The organism is Ruegeria sp. YKSD179, assembly GCF_059612885.1.
This window is the reverse complement of record NZ_JBXWRL010000053.1, coordinates 17,483-35,407: the sequence shown is the minus strand read 5'-3', so window position 1 is coordinate 35,407 and position 17,925 is coordinate 17,483. Positions and strand designations below refer to the sequence as shown.

General features: G+C 52.9%; 20 protein-coding genes. 10 read left to right on the top strand and 10 right to left on the bottom strand.

The features are described from left to right. The first annotated feature begins 207 nt into the window (after positions 1-207). From AC2FNE_RS20285 to AC2FNE_RS20275, 3 genes are read left to right on the top strand one after another with little or no spacing between them, the layout of a single operon-like run. Positions 208-453 carry a YMGG-like glycine zipper-containing protein gene (locus AC2FNE_RS20285; RefSeq protein ID WP_170603000.1) on the top strand — a complete coding sequence of 82 codons (246 nt, stop codon included), beginning with the start codon at positions 208-210 and terminating at the stop codon, positions 451-453. Positions 454-464: 11 nt separating this feature from the next. Beyond that, positions 465-812, top strand: coding sequence for an EF-hand domain-containing protein (locus tag AC2FNE_RS20280; protein ID WP_170602998.1), 348 nt, complete (start codon positions 465-467; stop codon positions 810-812). A 15-nt stretch (positions 813-827) separates the two neighbouring features. Beyond that, on the top strand, positions 828-1,139 hold the full coding sequence (locus AC2FNE_RS20275; RefSeq protein ID WP_170479536.1) for a hypothetical protein: 312 nt from the start codon (positions 828-830) through the stop codon (positions 1,137-1,139). On the opposite strand, the gene AC2FNE_RS20270 is transcribed toward AC2FNE_RS20275, so the two are convergent. Genes AC2FNE_RS20270 through AC2FNE_RS20255 form a run of 4 tightly spaced genes read right to left on the bottom strand, consistent with a single transcriptional unit; the run spans position 1,136 to position 3,868 of the window. After that, the gene (locus AC2FNE_RS20270) at positions 1,136-1,429 is read right to left on the bottom strand and encodes a 4a-hydroxytetrahydrobiopterin dehydratase (protein WP_170479538.1); all 294 of its coding nucleotides are present in this window, start codon (positions 1,427-1,429) and stop codon (positions 1,136-1,138) included. The two genes, AC2FNE_RS20275 and AC2FNE_RS20270, sit on opposite strands and share 4 nt — an antisense overlap. Continuing rightward, the gene (locus tag AC2FNE_RS20265) at positions 1,426-2,613 is read right to left on the bottom strand and encodes a GNAT family N-acetyltransferase (RefSeq protein ID WP_170602996.1); all 1,188 of its coding nucleotides are present in this window, start codon (positions 2,611-2,613) and stop codon (positions 1,426-1,428) included. The genes AC2FNE_RS20270 and AC2FNE_RS20265 overlap by 4 nt, the downstream gene beginning before the upstream one ends. A gap of 44 nt (positions 2,614-2,657) precedes the next feature. Then, a complete protein-coding gene (locus AC2FNE_RS20260) occupies positions 2,658-3,416 on the bottom strand; it encodes a glycerophosphodiester phosphodiesterase family protein (RefSeq protein ID WP_170479541.1) in 759 nt (252 codons plus the stop codon). Then, the gene (locus AC2FNE_RS20255; RefSeq protein WP_496806137.1) at positions 3,413-3,868 is read right to left on the bottom strand and encodes a RidA family protein; all 456 of its coding nucleotides are present in this window, start codon (positions 3,866-3,868) and stop codon (positions 3,413-3,415) included. Before AC2FNE_RS20255 ends, AC2FNE_RS20260 begins: the two co-directional genes overlap by 4 nt. 294 nt (positions 3,869-4,162) lie before the next feature. On the opposite strand from AC2FNE_RS20255, the gene AC2FNE_RS20250 reads away from it, so the two are divergent. Further along, on the top strand, positions 4,163-4,978 hold the full coding sequence (locus AC2FNE_RS20250) for an MlaA family lipoprotein (RefSeq protein WP_170479545.1): 816 nt from the start codon (positions 4,163-4,165) through the stop codon (positions 4,976-4,978). After that, complete coding sequence (locus tag AC2FNE_RS20245) at positions 4,968-5,576, top strand: MlaC/ttg2D family ABC transporter substrate-binding protein (RefSeq protein ID WP_170479547.1); 609 nt, start codon at positions 4,968-4,970, stop codon at positions 5,574-5,576. Before AC2FNE_RS20250 ends, AC2FNE_RS20245 begins: the two co-directional genes overlap by 11 nt. A gap of 215 nt (positions 5,577-5,791) precedes the next feature. Here AC2FNE_RS20245 and fliP read toward each other — a convergent pair whose 3' ends face one another. Genes fliP through fliF form a run of 4 tightly spaced genes read right to left on the bottom strand, consistent with a single transcriptional unit; the run spans position 5,792 to position 8,985 of the window. Then, complete coding sequence (gene fliP, locus AC2FNE_RS20240; protein WP_496806136.1) at positions 5,792-6,517, bottom strand: flagellar type III secretion system pore protein FliP; 726 nt, start codon at positions 6,515-6,517, stop codon at positions 5,792-5,794. After that, positions 6,517-6,804 carry a FliM/FliN family flagellar motor switch protein gene (locus tag AC2FNE_RS20235; RefSeq protein ID WP_496806135.1) on the bottom strand — a complete coding sequence of 96 codons (288 nt, stop codon included), beginning with the start codon at positions 6,802-6,804 and terminating at the stop codon, positions 6,517-6,519. Before AC2FNE_RS20235 ends, fliP begins: the two co-directional genes overlap by 1 nt. Further along, on the bottom strand, positions 6,797-7,393 hold the full coding sequence (locus AC2FNE_RS20230; RefSeq protein ID WP_496806134.1) for a FliH/SctL family protein: 597 nt from the start codon (positions 7,391-7,393) through the stop codon (positions 6,797-6,799). The genes AC2FNE_RS20235 and AC2FNE_RS20230 overlap by 8 nt, the downstream gene beginning before the upstream one ends. Next, positions 7,393-8,985, bottom strand: a complete 1,593-nt coding sequence (gene fliF, locus AC2FNE_RS20225) for a flagellar basal-body MS-ring/collar protein FliF (protein ID WP_496806133.1) — start codon at positions 8,983-8,985, stop codon at positions 7,393-7,395. The genes AC2FNE_RS20230 and fliF overlap by 1 nt, the downstream gene beginning before the upstream one ends. A 186-nt stretch (positions 8,986-9,171) precedes the next feature. Here fliF and AC2FNE_RS20220 point away from each other — a divergent pair, with 186 nt between their 5' ends. The 5 genes from AC2FNE_RS20220 to AC2FNE_RS20200 are packed head-to-tail and all read left to right on the top strand — an operon-like array spanning position 9,172 to position 13,631. Then, positions 9,172-9,600, top strand: coding sequence for a flagellar basal body-associated FliL family protein (locus AC2FNE_RS20220; RefSeq protein ID WP_496806132.1), 429 nt, complete (start codon positions 9,172-9,174; stop codon positions 9,598-9,600). 9 nt (positions 9,601-9,609) lie between these two features. Further along, the gene (locus AC2FNE_RS20215; protein WP_170479555.1) at positions 9,610-10,113 is read left to right on the top strand and encodes a hypothetical protein; all 504 of its coding nucleotides are present in this window, start codon (positions 9,610-9,612) and stop codon (positions 10,111-10,113) included. Continuing rightward, the gene (locus tag AC2FNE_RS20210; protein ID WP_496806131.1) at positions 10,110-10,700 is read left to right on the top strand and encodes a MotE family protein; all 591 of its coding nucleotides are present in this window, start codon (positions 10,110-10,112) and stop codon (positions 10,698-10,700) included. Before AC2FNE_RS20215 ends, AC2FNE_RS20210 begins: the two co-directional genes overlap by 4 nt. A gap of 46 nt (positions 10,701-10,746) precedes the next feature. Then, the gene (gene motA / locus AC2FNE_RS20205; RefSeq protein WP_496806130.1) at positions 10,747-11,616 is read left to right on the top strand and encodes a flagellar motor stator protein MotA; all 870 of its coding nucleotides are present in this window, start codon (positions 10,747-10,749) and stop codon (positions 11,614-11,616) included. Further along, positions 11,613-13,631: a hypothetical protein gene (locus AC2FNE_RS20200; protein ID WP_496806129.1), complete on the top strand. Its 2,019-nt coding sequence runs from the start codon at positions 11,613-11,615 to the stop codon at positions 13,629-13,631. Before motA ends, AC2FNE_RS20200 begins: the two co-directional genes overlap by 4 nt. A gap of 219 nt (positions 13,632-13,850) precedes the next feature. On the opposite strand, the gene AC2FNE_RS20195 is transcribed toward AC2FNE_RS20200, so the two are convergent. After that, positions 13,851-15,197 (bottom strand): MmgE/PrpD family protein, encoded by a 1,347-nt coding sequence (locus AC2FNE_RS20195; RefSeq protein ID WP_496806128.1) that lies wholly within the window; start codon positions 15,195-15,197, stop codon positions 13,851-13,853. Further along, positions 15,194-17,638 (bottom strand): GcvT family protein, encoded by a 2,445-nt coding sequence (locus tag AC2FNE_RS20190; protein ID WP_170602988.1) that lies wholly within the window; start codon positions 17,636-17,638, stop codon positions 15,194-15,196. Before AC2FNE_RS20190 ends, AC2FNE_RS20195 begins: the two co-directional genes overlap by 4 nt. Positions 17,639-17,925: the final 287 nt, after the last annotated feature.

Below are 17,925 nucleotides of genomic sequence, written 5' to 3'. Positions count from 1 at the left end.
CATTCCGACGTATCGCAACCCGGTACGAGAAAACGTCACGCAACTTCATGGCCATGATCAAACTGGCCTCGATACGATTGTGGATCGAGTTTTATGAGTCGGCTGCCTAGTTGGCCCTGGCTTAGCCAGGGCCAACTGAACATCAATTAACTTGATACAATGCCCCAATCGGCGAATAGTCAATTTTGACATGAGGGGAGTTCATTAATGAATTTGAAACTTGCTTTGATTGCTCTGGTCGCTTCTGCGTTTTTGACAGCATGCGGACCCGCACCAACACCCCAACAGCAAGCCGCGAGACAACATGAGATAGCTTGTCTCAGCGGCACATTGGGAGGCGCACTAATCGGTGGCGCCATCGGTAACCAGTTTGGCGGAGGATCCGGCAAGACGATCCTTACAGCTGCTGGCGCCGCAACGGGCGGAGTTCAAGGCCAAAGATACGCGTGTTGAGGAGACAGAGTATGAAACGTGACACTCTATTGATTGCACTCATGATTTTGGCAAGCGCGGCCAATGCCGATACCGTTGCTGAGCTGAACGAAAGTGAACTCAAGGCCATTGACGCCAACAATGACGGTTTTCTTTCCAAAGATGAATTCAACGCCTTTTCTGACTATGCCTTTCAGGAGATGGATGAGGACAAGAACGGCTCATTGGGGTTGGAAGAGGCGAAACCTTTTCTGGATATCAAGCAATTTCAAAGCGTTGACCGCAACGGCGACAGCTTCATATCCAGAGCGGAATACAAGGCTCAGATGTCCGCTGATTTTGAAGCTGCGGACAAAGACGGAAACGGTCAACTGGACTAGCGCCAGGAGCGCGAAATGAACAAGTGGATCGGATTGGGAATTTTGGGACTGGTTGCCGCCTGCGATGTTCCGCAGGCTCCGGTAACCACCGGACCAGATGGCCAGCAACGTATTCAGATCAACACCAGCGGCCTGACATGCTATGAAACGAGATGCCTGGATATTGATCCCGCGGCACGCACGGTCAGGTCAGTCGGCAACCGGACAACTGGCATTCCCAGCAATATCAACGTTAGCAGCGGCACCGTGACACCTGCGGAGTTCAAGCAATTGGGTGTGACTGCTTCGCTCGCGGGCGGCATGGGATCGCGAGAGAACAGAGACTAAACCAGGCCGTCCATTTTTCGGGCGAGTTTGGCGTCCAACGACGACAGGCCGCCCACGTCGTGGGTCGACAGAACGACTTCCACTGTGCGGTAGACGTTCGACCATTCAGGGTGGTGGTTCCATTTCTCCGCCCATATCGCGACCTGCGTCATCCATCCGAATGCATGGACAAAGTCTTCGAAGATAAAGGTCTTTGTGATGGCATCGCGATCATCCAGCATGGTCCACCCATTCCTGAACAGCGGGTCCAGCAGTGGGCCGCGGGTCTCAGTCGACAATAATTCGGTCATTGCTGTTCCTCCTGGTTCAACTTTCTGAACGGGCCATATTCCGTCAAAATCTCGATTTCCTCTCCTACCGCATGGGCTTCAGCGTCCAGGTATTTCCGGACCGCATCGGCAAAGCCGGGGTCGCCGATCCAGTGCAAACTATGCGTGCGGGTCGGCAGATAGCCGCGCGCCAGTTTATGCTCACCTTGTGCGCCCGCTTCTACCCGGGCCAAACCCTGCGAGATGGCAAAATCGATTGCCCTATAGTAGCACAGTTCGAAATGCAGACATGGGTGATGCTCTATGCAGCCCCAATAACGCCCATACAATGTCTCACGCCCAATGAAATTCAGCGCCCCCGCTATGGGGTATCCATTACGCTCGGCCAACACCAGGGCCATATCATCGGGCATGTTTTCTTGCGCGATATTAAAAAATTGACGCGTCAGATACGGGGCTCCCCATTTTCGCGCCCCGGTGTCTTGGTAAAACCGCCAGAAAGCGTCCCAATGTTCGGGTCTTAGATCAGAGCCAGTGAGAGTATGAATCTGACCTCCAAAATCATTGGCTTGTTTTCTTTCCTTTCGAATGTTCTTTCTTTTGCGAGACGAAAGAGCAGCGAGAAATTCTTCGAAATCGGTAAACTCCTGATTCAACCAGTGAAACTGTTGAGAACTGCGAACCATCAGTCCCATCTGCTCACCTGCCAATGCCTCATCTTCGGTGCAAAACGTCACGTGCAGCGATGAGATCTGGTTTTCGGCCGAAAGTTGAACAGCTCCCTGAACCAGGGCCGACATTCCGATCGTCTCGTATCCGGGTCGCACCAGAAATCGACGTCCCGTCGCAGGCGTGAACGGTACAGCGACCTGGAGTTTTGGGTAGTAACGCCCCCCAGCGTTTTCATAAGCATGGGCCCAGCTGTGATCGAAGATGTATTCGCCCTGACTGTGCGATTTGGCATACATAGGCGCCGCACCAATCAACATGCCATCCAGATAAGCCGTCAGATATTGCGGTTGCCACCCGGTGCCGCGACCGACCGAGCCACTTTCTTCAAGCGCCAGAAGAAAACGATGAGTGGTGAAAGGGTCAAGCGGACGGCCACCATCTGCGGCCTCTGGGCACGCGCACGCATCCCATTCCGCCGCAGAAATCTGCGAAAGTGTTCCAAGAACCTGAACCTCGATCTGCGCCTGATCCATGTGCCCTCCGCGATGATCCTAACCTGTGACTTTTCTTGGCAGGATCAAGCCAGATAGCCCTCGAACGTCACATTATCCGCAACTTTACGCGCCTCTGCCTCTTGAGCAGGCGACCGGACAGTCCAGCACAAGATGGGAACACCGCGCTCCTTTAGTTCCGAAACTCTGGGACGATCCAGATCACTAACTTCATGACTGATAAAACTGGCGCCAACGCGATCGAAGTCCGGAATACCACGCAAGTAGTCACACGTTTCGACAGGCAGAGGCCAGTTGTTTGGATCATAAGAACTGGTAACGATACCTCTAGGTATTTGAGGCGCTAAATGGGCTAATTCTGCGACACTGTTTGGGTTGAATGACATAACCGCCACTGGACCGTCATAGTCATTTAAAACCCGAACCGCATCTTGTTCCAGGGACCCGATCCCAGTTCCCATCCCACCATCCTGATCCTTTAACTCTATCAGAAGAGGAACCTTGCCATCGACCAGATCCAGAACCTGCTCCAGAGAGGGGATACTTTCATTCTCCGAATAGAGGAGCGGAAGCGCATTGGCCTGCTCAGCGGTGATCCGCCGGATCGGTCCAGATTGCCCAGTAAGCCGCCTCATGTCGTAATCATGAAACACCATGGCGCGGCCATCGGCCGTTAATTGCAGGTCAATCTCGATCCCATATTCGGCGTCCAGCGCCGCTCGGATCGAAGAGAGACTGTTCTCGGGACGTTTGGCCGATACATCATGCAACGCACGATGCGCGATCGGACGTTGCAAAAACACCTGCGGAAGTGGCGGAGTCATTGGATCTCGAAGATACCTTCTATTTCGACAGCTACGCCCAGCGGCAGCGACGCGGCGCTTACAGCCGAACGAGAATGACGTCCGGCTTCTCCCAAGGCCTCCACAAGAAAATCGGACGCGCCATTTATGACCTGCGGTTGCGCCGTGAAATCAGCGGTCGAGTTCACGAACCCTGTCAGCTTCACAACCCTTACAAGCTTGTCAATGTCACCACCGCATGCCGCTTTGACCTGAGCCAACAGATTGATCGCGCAAACTTTTGCCGCGGCAGCGCCTGCTTCGACATCCATGTTATCACCTAATTTTCCGGTGATTAAATCATCGTCCTTGGAAATCTGCCCAGATACGTAAACCAAGTTGCCAACGCGCACGAAAGGCACGTAGTTAGCCGCTGGTGCAGGAGCGTCCGGAAGGGTTACGCCAAAGCTTTCCAATTTTGCTGCAATGCTCATTTGAAGTTCCTAATGTATGATCGACTCAGGCGGACGCTATCCGGGAACAGCCGCGTCGAAAAGCGCTAAAGCGGCAATTTGAACTTTGCGAACAATCTGAGCAATACTTCTCTCGTTTCTTATGTGTTCATGCTGTGTCACTTTACGATGGCAAGACAAGCGGGTTAAACGCTAGGAGTTTCAAATGCCATGTGAAACGGTTATGTGACAACGAACTGCATCGCTGTAACGCCTATGACAAGTTGATTTAAAGCCCGGCAATTCCGGCCGGGAAATATTGGAGTAACGAGGACTGTGTCCAACCGAGCCTTCTTTAAGCCCCTGATCGTTTTGTGCACACTGACTATTTTGTCAGCATGCGCCTCACAGCCTCAGGACGCAGCGGCGCGTGGCGAAGTTTTTGACCCCTACGAAGGCGCGAACCGGTCAATTCACAAATTCAACCTGGGCGTAGACCGGTTTCTTTTTCGACCGGCATCAAAAGGTTACGTGAAAATTGTTCCTGATCCAATGGTAACGAGCTTTAGTACCTTTGCGGAAAATATTTCCCTGCCCGGTCAGGCCGTCGATTATCTTTTACAAGGCAATCCAAAACAGATGGGCAATGCGCTGCTTCGATTTGTCGTGAATATGACGGTTGGCGGGTTTGGATTGTCTGCCCCCGCGGATGAGCTTAACCTGCCACCAGTGGATACCGACTTTGGTGAAACCCTGCATGTCTGGGGCTTTGGCGAAGGCGCTTATGTGGAGTTACCCTTTTATGGTCCGTCAACCACACGAGATGCCGTGGGAGTAATAATAAATCTGTTTTCCAACCCGATCAATTTCACACCGGTACGGCCTGCTGACAATTTGGGTGTCTATGCCGAGGTCGTACGCCGCATGGGAGACCGAGGTAGATTCTCGGATACGGTAGATTCGATTTTATATGAAAGTGCTGATAGTTACGCTCAGGCGCGGTTGATTTACCTGCAAAATCGACGCTTTGAACTGGCCAGAGACGATGAAGAGGCCTATTTGGGTCTGTATGATGATCCCTATGCCGTAACCGGGACAGACCCTGTCAGGGACCCCTATCTCGACCCCTACGAGGACCCCTATGCAGAATAACATTCTGAACCGTCGAAAATTTTTTGCAACCGCACTGGCCGGGGTGTTGGCGACATCTCTGCCTTTCCCTGCTTTTGCGCTGACCGAAGCAGGTGCCAAGCAACTGGTTAACAGCGTCGTTTCGGATATCACACGAGTAATAGACTCCGGCAAATCCGAAAACGCTATGATACGTGATTTTGAGAAGATCTTTGTGCAGTACGGAGATGTTCCAATCATGGCGCGTTACGCTTTGGGTGCGGACGCGCGCGCTGCTTCTGCATCACAGATGCGCCAGTTCACAAAGGCATTTCAGGGCTATATCTCACGCAAATACGGTCGTCGCTTCCGCGAATTTATTGGAGGGGAAGTGACGGTTCGCAATGCGCGAAAGATCAAGGCCGGGTACGAAGTCAGAACCTCGGTCAAGCTTCGAGGGTCATCGCCATTTGACGTTACTTTTCTGGTTTCGGACAAGTCTGGTCGAGGAAAATTTTATAACATGTTCATCGAAGGCGTGAACTTGCTGCTCACAGAACGGACCGAAATTGGCGCCATGTTGGACGCCCGGGGTGGTGACCTAAATCGTCTGATCAAGGACTTGAATCGAAGCGGTTGAGGTACTGCGCTGGGGTGTATTGAAGCACCGCTAGGACATAACCACTCCACGAATGTATTGGAAATTCATTCGGATTCTGACCTTTAGCATTCGATGAAGAAATGCCCACAGTGACACATTGGCTTTTGGGTTTCGGTCACGAAATAGCTGAGCCAACTGTGTTGCGGAAGATTGCTTATCTTTTTGATCCAGTAATTTCTCCCCCGTAATTGCCTCTATGAAACATAGCTGCGCACCAGGGCACTGGCGATCAGGGACCAGCCGTCGGCAATAACAAAAAAAGCCAACTTGAATGGCAGAGAAACGGTGGCTGGCGGCACCATCATCATACCCATCGACATCAATACTGCCGCGACAACCAGATCAATTATCAGAAAGGGCAAAAAGATCAAAAACCCAATCTGAAAAGCCCGTGAAATTTCCGACAGCATAAAAGAAGGCATCAGTACCGATAGCGGCGCTTCGGGTACTGGGCGCAGTTCAGCAACACCAGGACGGAGGGCAGCCATCGCTTGGAACGTGTCTGCATCAAGACGGGCCGCCATGAATTCACGAAACGGGACAAGAGCTCGTTCAAGCGCGGCTTCGATCTCTATCGTTTCATCTATCAAAGGGCGGATGCCCATCATCCAGGCTTCAGAAAAGACAGGCTCCATTATGAAATAGGTCAGAAACAAAGCTAAACTGACAATCAACATGTTTGGAGGTGATTGCTGCAATCCGATTCCCTGTCGCAAAATCGCCAGTACCGTAATCAAAAACGGGAAACAGGTGATCATTATGGCAAGCCCTGGCGCAAGGCTGAGCACGGTAATCAGAAGAATGAGCTGAATGGAACGGGCCGAGAGCGAGTCGCCGTCGCCCAAGGAAAGTGAAACTTCTTGCGCTGACGCCAGAGAAGGCATCAGCAGCGTAACCGCCGAAAAAAGCAGACAGCGCATCACCCGATACCGTTTCGAAGATCGGATATCTCAGTCAGGCGAACCGCAAGTTGCCCGGCCTGATCACCCTCCAACTCCTCCAATAACCCGCGCGCGACAAGTTGGTCGCCAACGTAAAGATCGACAGGGTCCTCAACGCGTTTGTCCAGAGTTAGAACCGCATTTTCACCCATATTCAAAAGATCTCGGACAAGCGGACGTGCGTGGCCTACTGACACTGTCACCTCAATTGGGACAGCATCAAACGGGCTGGATTTTTCAGTTTTTGGGGATTGGATGTCACTCATTTGAAAAAGCCTCTTTCGCTTCAAAGATATAGGCATCGAAGGCACCGGCGATTGTGCTCAGCAGGGCATTACAGTCGACTTCGCGCCGGGCCACGCCGACCTGTAGGCGTGCTTGCCCTGAGTCCAGCGTCGGATTTTCAATTACTTGCACTGGTAGGGACAGATCTTGAGGCAACATGGATTGAATTCGCTCCGCAGTTCCTTTGGGCACAATCACTTGCATCGGCTGCCCGATTTGATCCTGCGCCATTTCGGTCAGTTGTTCTGTCAAACGCGAGGCAAACCCCCGGTCGAGCAATTTTGGCAAAACGACTTGAACCAGACTTTCAAACATGGGCTCCAGGGACAAAGTCATCCGGGTCAGCGCCTCTTGATAAGTGAAAGACAGGTCAGACAGCGCAGCGGCCAGATCGGTATTCATTTGGCCAAACTGCTGCTCTTGTGCCGCGACTGCGTCTTCCCAACCTGCGCTGTACCCACGCTCAAAGGACTCCAACCGATGCTCTTCCAAAGCTTCTTCATCAAGCAAATGCGTCGTCCCGTTATCGGGATTGTCAGAGAAGTCTTCCAGGAGATGGGCAATCGGCATCACACCTTCTCCTCGCTTTCCTCAAGCCAACTACGCAGGATTTCGACCGTTTCCTCTTGCTTGTCACCGATCATGTTGCGCAGGCGATCAACCGCATCCTCGCTGGTGGATCCTGCAATCGCGGGCACGCCTGGTTGCATTTTTTCCGCAAGCGCCGTGAATTCGGCAGAATCATCTGTTGCGACCTCTCCCACTAGATATGGCGCAGGTTCCTCGGGCGGCTGTGCCGTGGCAGGCAGCAATGTCGGGGGAGTGACTGCGCTGGTCATGATCGGACGCACTACAAACAGCCCGAGAACAATCGAAACGGCGGCCAGAACAACCATCTGAATCAGAGACATTGCGTCCAGATGAATATCTGGCCAGATCGAAGCGGAAACCAATGTTCCCTGCGGCTCAACAACGGGAAGGTCCAGAGATTTAAGTGTTATTACGTCCCCACGATCAGAATCATACCCAACAGCTGACGCCACCAGTTCTTCCAGCGCATCCAGCTCAGTTTGCGCCATCGGCACAAAAGTTTCGGTGCCGTCCTCACCAATTGTGCGGGCACCATTTACAAGAACTGCAACTGTCAAACGCTTGATTGCACCAGGCGCACGATGCACTTCCAGCTCTGTTTCGGAAACTTCGTAATTTACACGTTCGCGGGTTTGCGTGGCCGTCGAATTCGATTCATCACTGCCCCCGCCATCGCCATCAGGCAAGTTTGACGCGACTGTCACATCCGCCGATTGATTGCGTGCACTGTCTGACCGTTCTTCGACATCAGTACTGATTGCGACGCGCCCATTGGGATCAAAGCGACGTTCGCGAATAGATTCGGTTTCCGTAACGGTGTCCACGCTCACCTCAACCACCGCGTTGCCCGCGCCAACGCGCGCCTCAACCAAGCGCAATACACGTTCCCGCAATTGACGCGCTTTGTCGTCGGCCGTGTCCGCCGCGACAGCGTTTTCCTGCGCACCCATTACGGCCCCGTTGGAATCAATGACCGCCACGTTTTCCGGAGTCAGCCCGCTAACCGCTGACGCCACAAGAAAGCGAATCGCCTTTGCCTGATCTCCCGTGATCTGGGCGCCAGAAGGTACAACAGACACAGAAGCAGTCGGCTCGGCGCTACGCTGGAACGGGTTCGACGAGCTGTTAGCGATGTGAACCCGAGCCTGACTAATGTGAGGGCTGCCAACGACTGTCCTTGCCAATTCACCTTCTTTTGCCCGCCAATAGGCTGCATCAAACATCTGCGAAGTTGTGCCAAAGCCGCTGAGCGTATCGAGCAGCTCGTACCCCCGGTTTCCGTTGGCAGGCAGCCCCTCGCTGGCCAGGGTCATTCGAAGCTCATCCCTTTGCGATCCGGCGACATAGATCGAACCGCCCCTGATTTCATACGCGACTCCGCGTTGTTCCAAGGAGCGAACTATGTCGCCTGCAGCGCCACTCTCGAGACCTGCATATAGAAGGGTCATGGCTGGCGCCGTCGCAATTCGCGACATTGCTAGGATACCCAGAAAGACCAATGCCACGGCACCGGCCACTATGATTTGTTTGCGCCTGTCCAAACTTGCCCAGACAGTTCCGATCTGTTGCACGCTCACCTCCGACTCGCCGACATTCTGTGCGGCACGCCCTTGTTTGAACGATTGCCCTTAACAATCGGTTAGTCCCTCAGGGGTTATGACAGATACCGTATTGATGAATGAGGACGTCATGACAGACGCAACTTCGAATGGGCAGAAGCCTCTGTAAAATCAGGACAAAAAGGTGTTCTCCTGTGGATGATTCTGGCCGTTGCCGGGGCTGCTGGCGGTTATTATGCAGCCAGCTCAGGCATGCTTCCTTTCGGTAGCGAAAAAGCTTCGCACGAAGATCCAATCGATTTGGAAAGCAAGCCAGTAAAGGAATTGCCTGAGGTCGCCTTTGTCGATCTGCCGCCTGTAATTGTTTCAGTGAAGGCAGGAGAATCGCGACATCTTAAATTCCGTGCACAACTTGAAGTGAATGCCGATTACGTCGCCGATGTCGAATTGATGCGGCCTCGAATAATGGACGTGATGAACAGCTACTTGCGCGCAGTCGAGTTAACCGATCTTGAGGGTTCTCTCGCGCTTATGCGTATCCGCGGACACTTGCTTCGGCGAATCGGAATCGTCGCTGGGGAAGGACGTGTGCGCGACGTGCTGGTGTCGGAATTCGTATTGAACTAGGAGGCAACGTTGGAACTGATTGCGGATATATTGCTAGTCGCAGGCGCGTTGGGCGCGGGTCTGTATTGTTTTGTTCTGGCCAAGCGCCTTAAGCGGTTTACCGACCTTGAACGAGGAGTTGGAGGCGCCGTCTCCGTATTGTCAGCCCAGGCCGACGAATTGCGAACGTCGCTGGATTCGGCAAGGGCTTCTTCCGATCGATCCGGAGAGGAACTGCAAAGCCTCACCCAAAAGGCAGAATCTGTAGCGCAAAGGCTGGAGCTGATGATGGCTTCAATGCATGATGTCGTGTCAGAGGAAACTTCCACGTCGACAGAATCAAACCCTGCTGACCAAGACACGGACGTAACGCCGACGGCTGAACCTGCCGCTTCATCAAAGGAAGCCGAAGAAAGTAGCACTTCCGATGCGAAAATTGAGCGCGAGGAAGATAACGAGGTCGATCTTCCCAAAGCACCCGATGGGCTTATGTTTTTTAGACATGCCCGCCTAAATGGTGGAGCGGCGACGTGAAGCGTTCGACACCAAGAAAGTCACCTCAGCGACAGCGCGGTGGTGTGTTAACCGTTATTTCGCAGTTGATGATTGGCTCGGCCACGCTCCGGCTCGGCCTAGAAGCCGGTCCGGCTCTGGCTCGTGGCACGGAACCCGACGAGGTACATTCTGCGCCTGTCGAACCAGACTCAAGTTCGCCAGATCTACAAATGTTGCTTACCGATCTGCTGCGCCGAGAAGAGAGGTTGAAAGAGCGCGAGAGTGCGGTTCTGGAAAAAGAACGAGCTTTGGAGGTTGCCGAGGAAGCGATCGAAACTCGCCTGACAGCTCTGCAGCAAGCTGAAAACTCGCTTCGCGAAACTTTGGCGATTGCAGAACAGGCAAGCGAAAACGACCTAACTCAGCTAACGGATGTTTACCAAAACATGAAGCCAAAGGACGCGGCAGCTCTGTTCGAAACGATGGACCCTGTTTTTGCAGCTGGGTTCCTGTCACGGATGCCAACCGAAGCCGCTGCTGGAGTAATGGCCGGCCTCAACCCCGAAACAGCGTATACGATTAGCGTTGTAATGGCCGGTCGCAACGCTTCGGTTCCGCAGGAGTAATTGCGATGGCCGCGAACAAAAGTCACCCAACCGTTGGAGACCATTTATGATTGGACTAGTTGGAATTGCCTGCACTTTTATTATGGTTTTTGGCGGCTATCTTGCCGCCGGTGGTAAGATGACCATAATAATGAAGTCGCTACCATTCGAGATGATGATGATCGGTGGCGCAGCTATAGGCGCGTTCTTAATCAGTAATGACCTGGGCGCCGTCAAACACACTGCCAGAGATATCGGCAAAGTTTTCAAAGGTCCAAAGTGGAAACCCGAAGATTACCATGATCTGCTATGCCTTCTCTTTTCACTGATTCGGATTGCCCGATCGAATCCGGTCGATCTGGAAAGGCACATTGAAAAGCCGGCCAAGTCTTCGTTGTTCTCCGCCTATCCCAAGATTCAATCCGATAAAGAAGCTGTAGATCTAATCTGTGACACGATGCGCTCGGCCTCAATGAATTTCGATGATCCCCACCAAGTCGAAGAAGTGCTCGAAAAGCGGATGGAGGCGAATTTTCACCAAGCGATGCATTCCAGCCGCGCGCTTCATACAGTTGCAGACGCCTTACCCGCGCTTGGCATCGTCGCAGCGGTTTTGGGAGTGATCAAAACGATGGGTTCGATTGACCAGCCTCCGGAGGTTTTGGGAAAACTGATAGGTAGCGCCCTTGTGGGTACGTTTCTGGGCGTTTTCCTAGCCTACGGTTTGGTTGGCCCGTTCGCTGGAAAGTTGAAAGCGGTGGTCGAAGAAGACAACCATTTTTATCAACTGATAAAGGAAGTTCTGGTCGCCAACCTTCATAACCACAATGCCGCCATGTGCATTGAAGTTGGCCGTCAAAATACCCCAACGCACAACCGTCCCCGGTTTTCAGATCTTGAAGATGCGTTGAAAGAAATCAGGCAGGCGGCAGCATGATCAAAGCATTGGTACTGACTTGTATATTGATCACGACCGTTACAGCGGCATCCGCTGAACGTTTAAGGGTTCGTTCAGGCGAACATAAAGATTTTACCCGGCTAGTGGTGCAAATACCTCTCGGAACAGAGTGGAACCTTAGACAATTGCACAATGGCGCCGAACTAAGTGTAGCATTGGATGGGGCTGTATATGAAACAGACACCGTCTTTGACAGGTTGTACGGACATCGGCTGACTTCGGTATCGCAAAAACGGTCCGGGTCCTCTTTGGAACTTGCTTTCGGATGTGATTGTGTCGCGACGGCATTCTTATTCCGCGGGACCATGATTGTTGTGGACATCGCGCCCGGTCAGTTCCTTTCACCCTTGGCGCTCATCCAATCAAAGTTGGCGAAGAGGAGGCCGCTCAAAGCCCAAAAACAAGTCGAGTTACAACCAAAAAAATTCGAAATACCGCTATTGAACCTGAGCCGACAGGACTTGGAAACGCAAATGATGTCGCGCATTTTGCAAGGCGCAGACCGCGAAGTCGTGGATCTGGACCTTTCCGATGTGGGCCCCAGACGGTCGACCGCGATTGAACCTGAAGTTATTGCAAGCGATCTAACCGCAAATTTGCAAGTTACTTCCATCCTTGATGAACTTCGAGGGTTGGGAGGCTTTTTAGAGCCGCCTTTCAATTCAATTCCAGCCTGCATCACTGATGCAGAACTGGATTTCGACGCATGGCATGGTACTCAACAATTTGAGCACCAAGTCGCGTATCTTCGATCTGAATTGTTTGAAGAATTCGACCACATAAACACTGAGCGAGCACTGGAGCTCGCCAAGCTCTACGCGTACCATGGATTTGGCGCTGAAGCCGTTCAGGTTTTGAACCTGCTCCCGGAACAATCGGAAATCACGAGTCGGATTCGAGCGATCGCCCACGCCATGGATGAGCGACCCGCCCTTGAGTCTCACCCGTTTTCGCACCAGCAAAGATGCGATGGAATCACCGCGCTGTGGTCCGTATTGATCGAAAAGAAATTAGATCCCGAAGCCGAGCTTTACGCGATCGAGAAATCCTTCTCGCTCCTTCCGGATCATCTGAGGCGTCAGTTCGGCCCCACGTTGATGGATACATTGGCCAAGGCAGGGAAACTAGAGGAATCAAGACGCGTAATGCGCTCTGTCGAACGACTAGACCTTGAGGATCGCAATGAACTTAACTTGGCGCGGGCAAGTATCGCCGATGCCGGTGGCGAAGACGCACTGGCGGAAACACTGCTATCTGAGGTCGCTGCAACCGCGATGGCAGCTGAAGAATCGGCACTGGCACTGGCTAGGCTTATCGAAAAACGGTGGTCTGATCGAAAACCCGTTTCGCAGCAAAACATTGATCTTGCCGCAGCTTACGCAGTCGAACTTCGCAGGTCAGAATTCGGACCAATGATGAAACGTGCTCATGCACTTGCCTTGGGTCTGAATCATGACTTCGATAGAGCGTTGTCGTTGATACAATCATCGACCACAGATGACGGCTGGGACAGAACGCAAAGTCAGGTGTTGCAATTGCTAGCGGAGCGCGCTGATGACATTACCTATTTGCGTCATGCGCTAAATCTACCGAAGGCAGTCGTGGGCCAATTAAGCACCGAAACGGCCATTGCTCTGTCCAAGCGCCTCGCCAAGTTGGGGTTCGCGCAACAGGCATTTAACCTGGCAAACCGATCCGAAGATAAACTTCGTCGCGTTGATCGGACGCGGTTGAGAGCGCAAGCAGCTCTCCAGAACGGTCGTCCACATCAGGCTCTTCTAGAGTTGGCCGAGGACGATTCTGACGAAGCAAATCGGATAAAGGCCGATGCATACATTAAGATTGAAGAGTTTTCGCAGGCAGCGACTATATTGAGCGAACTGGGCGAAACGGGCGAGGCTGCGAGATACTTGTGGCTGGCGGGGTTGGTAAACGAAGCCAGCATGGAAGCTTCGGGTAGATTTGGCGACCTAGCCCGTCTGGACAAAGCGTAGGGTCGGAAAATTGAGCGCATCCCGGCCAAACCGTTAGCCGATGCAACCGCTCTTTTAGAGCAAAGCGAACAAACGCGCGGATTGATCACAAACATGTTGAGTGCAGCAGGAGTGACATCGAGCCAATGAATTTACCGTGTTTAGCGTTGTTTCGTGCGGAATTGACCAGCGGTGGTGGTTCCGCATTCCAAGACAGATGTCCGACTCGGGTTTTAGTTCTTAAGGACCGTCATACAGGTACTGTTGTAAGTCCGCATAGCGCGCGGTTGGCCGGTTAAGACCCAATATCGCGTTGCAAATGCCTGTAGCGCGCGCTTTTCCTATTGATGGCGCGGCAAATTCCATGAACTTGTCAACGATGTCCTGCTGGCTCATCCTTGCTTCCGGACCACCACGAGCGTGGATATCGCCGGATTTTAGAACCTGACCGTTTGTTGTCTCTATTACTACATCAGCCCAACGCCCTTGTGGGAAACGCTGATTGTGTCTTTCGTGTTCCGTAACGGAGATACGGTTCATAACGTCTGCAACAACCGGATCTTTAAGGCCCGCGCCCGAGATATGCTCTACGCCGATCCGACCATGAACAGCCTGAGTCGCCACAGAAAAAGCCAGTGAATATTGCGCTTGCGACGTAGTGTTTGGGATTCCTGAGAATAAGCAGACCGCCTCGTGGAAACTGTTGATATGGATGGCCGCGATCTGATCGTGATTTAATTCGTGCTGCAACATCAGTATTCTAACGCCGTCGATCGCAGCGTGTGCCCACCGGCAAATTGGGTAGGGTTTTACATACTGGTGTTCAATCTGCCAGAACGAACCCAGGTCCGCCCAAAACGGGGCGGCTTGATCGTCTTCAACCGTCAACGCGGGTGCACCAGTAAAGCCCTGCTCCGCCAAAATTGCCGCCGATAGGCCAACCATCGCTCCCCAACCGGAACCGTCATGCAACATCGTTGGATTGGCAATCTCGCGCATCATCTGGCTTCGCGGACCATGATATTCTGCAATTCCCAAGGCCTGCCGAAGTTGATCCGGAGAATGATGGCGCAAACGTGCCGCCATCGCCGCGACGCCTAGGGCGTTCCATGCACCGGACGTATGGTAGTCCTCGACAGAAGCATGCAATGCCAACCCTGCACGACCCGCAACTTCGTAACCCACGATAACGGAGGCCAGCGCATCTGAACCACTGAGTTCCGGGCAGTGTTCTGCCAACGCGGCCAACGCGGGAATCACAACGACCCCTATATGCCCCTTGGTTGGGTTGTACCCATCATGTGCGTCCAGGTTATCGGTTTGAGTCGCGGCCGCATAAGCCGCCCCGGCAAGGCTGACCCTACGCCCGTCAAAAAGCATTCTTGCTGAGTGAGCCGGCGATGAGCTGGCGTAGAGCATTGTGGCCGTATCGCGGGCAATAATTCCTGCCTGCATCGGACCGGCGCCAATCAATACCCCCATTGTATCAAGCATCATCAGCGCTGCGGATTCTTTTGCACTATCCGGCATTTCATCCGATGTTCTGGACAGTACAAACTTAGCAACTCGGTCGAATGTTCCGGTCATTTAACAACCGCTGGTTCGGCGGTCTGGACATCGCGTAGCCGATGACCTTCGGGATCAAAAGGTGGCTCAGAAAGGATTACCGCACTATGCGACTTGCCGAGGATGAAAACTTCGACACGGTCCCCTGGAATCGCAACATTTGGGTCAACATACCCGATGGCAAGCGATGCCCCGACAGAATATCCATACGCCCCAGAAGTTACTCGACCGACGGCCGTGCCGTCAGATGTGAAAATCGGTTCGCCACCAGTTGCATCCGCGATGTCCGCTTGAACAGAAAGGATCGACAGAACTTCGCGAGGCGGTGAGTCTTTGATTGCCAGATAAGCTTCTTTGTTCAAGAATTCTTTGTCCAGTTTGATCAGGCGGTCCAAACCTACTTCTTGGGGCCAATATTCTTGTGAGTATTCTCGACCCCACGAACCGTAACCCTTTTCGATGCGCAGCGACCCAAGTGCGCGTCCACCGACCGGACCGCCGCCAAATTCGCGGGCTGTGTCCAATAACGCTGTGTAGAGCCTGACTTGGTCTGCCTCGGCGCAGTGAAGTTCCCACCCTAGATCGCCCGTAAAGCTGACGCGAATGGCCAGGCAAGGCACACCGGCGACTTCAATCTTCGCCGAACGCATGAAACGGAAGGCATCGTTGGATAAGTCCGCATTGCTAAGGCGTTGAAGTACTGCACGGGATTTAGGCCCAGCAACATTGAAACCAGCGACGCGATCGGTTGCGACCTCAAATGTTGTGTTCGCAGGCAAGTCGACCATGTCGAAAAACCTTTGATGATAGCGTTCAGCCATACCTGACCCGATCATCATGTATTCGTCATCAGCCACCTTGGTGATGGTGAAATCACCCGCAACACCGCCGCGTACGGATATAAGCGGCGTAAGGCAAGACCGCCCAATCTGCGTGGGAACACGGTTCGCGACCAACCTGTCCAGCCATTCATAGGCGCCCTTTCCTTTGATCACATAGTTGGCGAAGTTTGAAATATCGATGACCCCGACATTCTCCCTCAGCATCCGCACTTCGCGACCCACGGGCTCCCACCAGTTTTGGCGAGTAAAACCGTTAGTTTCGATTGTTTCAGGCTCGTCTGCAAACCATAGCGGGTGTTCCCAGCCACAGTTCAAACCGAACACACAACCCATTTTCTTTTGCATCTCGTAAGCAGGTCGAACCCGAGCAGGCCGACCCGCACTCCGTTCCTCATTTGGGAAGTGGATGGCAAAGCGGTGGGTATAAACATCCTCTACCTTAGCTTTTGTGAACTTTTCATCGGCCCAGTCGCCAAAACGCCCAAGGTCCCAGGCGAACATGTCATATTGCGGTTCGCCTTCGATCATCCATTGAGCCGACAAAAGGCCCAGACCGCCTGACTGTGAAAAACCGGGAATGATTCCGGTACAGCAAAAATAGTTCTTTAGCTCAGGCACGGGGCCCCAAATCGCGTTGGAATCGGGCGACCATATCATCGGTCCATTTATCACCCGCTTAACCCCCGCTGTCGCCGCAACAGGCACGCGTTCAGTCGCGCGGATCACGTTTTCCATAATCCGATCCAGGTCGTCAGGGAACAAGTCATGGGCAAAGTCCAACGGAGTGCCGTTTTCGGCCCAGAACCGCATGTCTTTTTCGTAAGCTCCTATCAGCAGCCCATTACCTTCCTGACGAAAGTAATACTCTCCATCTCGATCAGCGATGGACGGCAAACGGCGGCCCAGGCTAGCAACTTCGTCGATTGTTTCAGTCACAAAATACTGATGCTCGGTCGGCTGCAAAGGAAGTTTAATACCGGCCAGAGCCGCAACTTCGCGCCCCCACAAACCGCCAGCATTCACAACCCATTGGGTGTGAACATCACCTTTCCCTGTGCGGACAATCCATGACCCGTCAGGTTGTAGATCAGTCCCTATTACTGGGCAAAACCGCTCAATGGATGCGCCCAGCTGCCTAGCCCCTGCGGCATATGCCATCGTAACACCCGAAGGGTCGACGTTGCCGCCGTCAGGTTCATACATGATACAACGAATGTCATCGAATTGGGCCAGAGGATGCAATTCCAGCGCCTGTTCGCGACTTATTTCATAAAAATTTAGACCGTAAAATCTCGCTTTTGCTTCTTGCAGCCGCAATTGGTATTCGCGGTCTTTGGTCTGCGCAAGATAGAGTGACCCAGGTTGAAAGACCCCGCAGCCTTGCCCTGTCTCTTTCTCCAGCTCTTTGTATAAGTTCATTGTATAGTGCTGGATGCGCGTGATGTTGTTGTTGTCATGCAGTCCATGGATGTTAGCTGCAGCGTGCCAAGTTGAACCGCTGGTCAACTCGTCCCTTTCCAGCAACACGACATCGTTCCAACCAAGCTTGGCGAGGTGGTACAGTATCGAGCACCCGATCAGGCCTCCTCCGATGACGACGGCCTGTGCGTGGGTTTTCATCGTCTCTCTCCAATATGCAAATCAAGTTGCATCAAAGTCAGCCATAGCTTGCCAGCAGCTGATACTCTGTTCCCGACGCAGAATGTCGGGAACGGGTCACAATGCATATGCATTGCCTTTAATGAGCTCGGTATGAGCGAAACACTGCCATTAAACCCTTTCAACACCCTATTGTTATCGACCGAAAGTTGAAAAGTGGCATTGCGGTTCCTTGATGAAAGTAAAGATAGCGCGATAAGCGCTGAGACCGGTCATATGACGGTGGGACAGGCTGGATTTTCGATGGG

Coding starts and splice junctions, on each gene's coding strand:
- AC2FNE_RS20285 (WP_170603000.1), top strand. CDS start 208: ATGAATTTGAAACTTGCTTTGATTGCTCTGGTCGCTTCTGCGTTTTTG.
- AC2FNE_RS20280 (WP_170602998.1), top strand. CDS start 465: ATGAAACGTGACACTCTATTGATTGCACTCATGATTTTGGCAAGCGCG.
- AC2FNE_RS20275 (WP_170479536.1), top strand. CDS start 828: ATGAACAAGTGGATCGGATTGGGAATTTTGGGACTGGTTGCCGCCTGC.
- AC2FNE_RS20270 (WP_170479538.1), bottom strand. CDS start 1,429: ATGACCGAATTATTGTCGACTGAGACCCGCGGCCCACTGCTGGACCCG.
- AC2FNE_RS20265 (WP_170602996.1), bottom strand. CDS start 2,613: ATGGATCAGGCGCAGATCGAGGTTCAGGTTCTTGGAACACTTTCGCAG.
- AC2FNE_RS20260 (WP_170479541.1), bottom strand. CDS start 3,416: ATGACTCCGCCACTTCCGCAGGTGTTTTTGCAACGTCCGATCGCGCAT.
- AC2FNE_RS20255 (WP_496806137.1), bottom strand. CDS start 3,868: ATGAGCATTGCAGCAAAATTGGAAAGCTTTGGCGTAACCCTTCCGGAC.
- AC2FNE_RS20245 (WP_170479547.1), top strand. CDS start 4,968: ATGCAGAATAACATTCTGAACCGTCGAAAATTTTTTGCAACCGCACTG.
- fliP (WP_496806136.1), bottom strand. CDS start 6,517: ATGCGCTGTCTGCTTTTTTCGGCGGTTACGCTGCTGATGCCTTCTCTG.
- AC2FNE_RS20235 (WP_496806135.1), bottom strand. CDS start 6,804: ATGAGTGACATCCAATCCCCAAAAACTGAAAAATCCAGCCCGTTTGAT.
- AC2FNE_RS20230 (WP_496806134.1), bottom strand. CDS start 7,393: ATGCCGATTGCCCATCTCCTGGAAGACTTCTCTGACAATCCCGATAAC.
- AC2FNE_RS20220 (WP_496806132.1), top strand. CDS start 9,172: ATGATTCTGGCCGTTGCCGGGGCTGCTGGCGGTTATTATGCAGCCAGC.
- motA (WP_496806130.1), top strand. CDS start 10,747: ATGATTGGACTAGTTGGAATTGCCTGCACTTTTATTATGGTTTTTGGC.
- AC2FNE_RS20200 (WP_496806129.1), top strand. CDS start 11,613: ATGATCAAAGCATTGGTACTGACTTGTATATTGATCACGACCGTTACA.
- AC2FNE_RS20195 (WP_496806128.1), bottom strand. CDS start 15,197: ATGACCGGAACATTCGACCGAGTTGCTAAGTTTGTACTGTCCAGAACA.
- AC2FNE_RS20190 (WP_170602988.1), bottom strand. CDS start 17,638: ATGAAAACCCACGCACAGGCCGTCGTCATCGGAGGAGGCCTGATCGGG.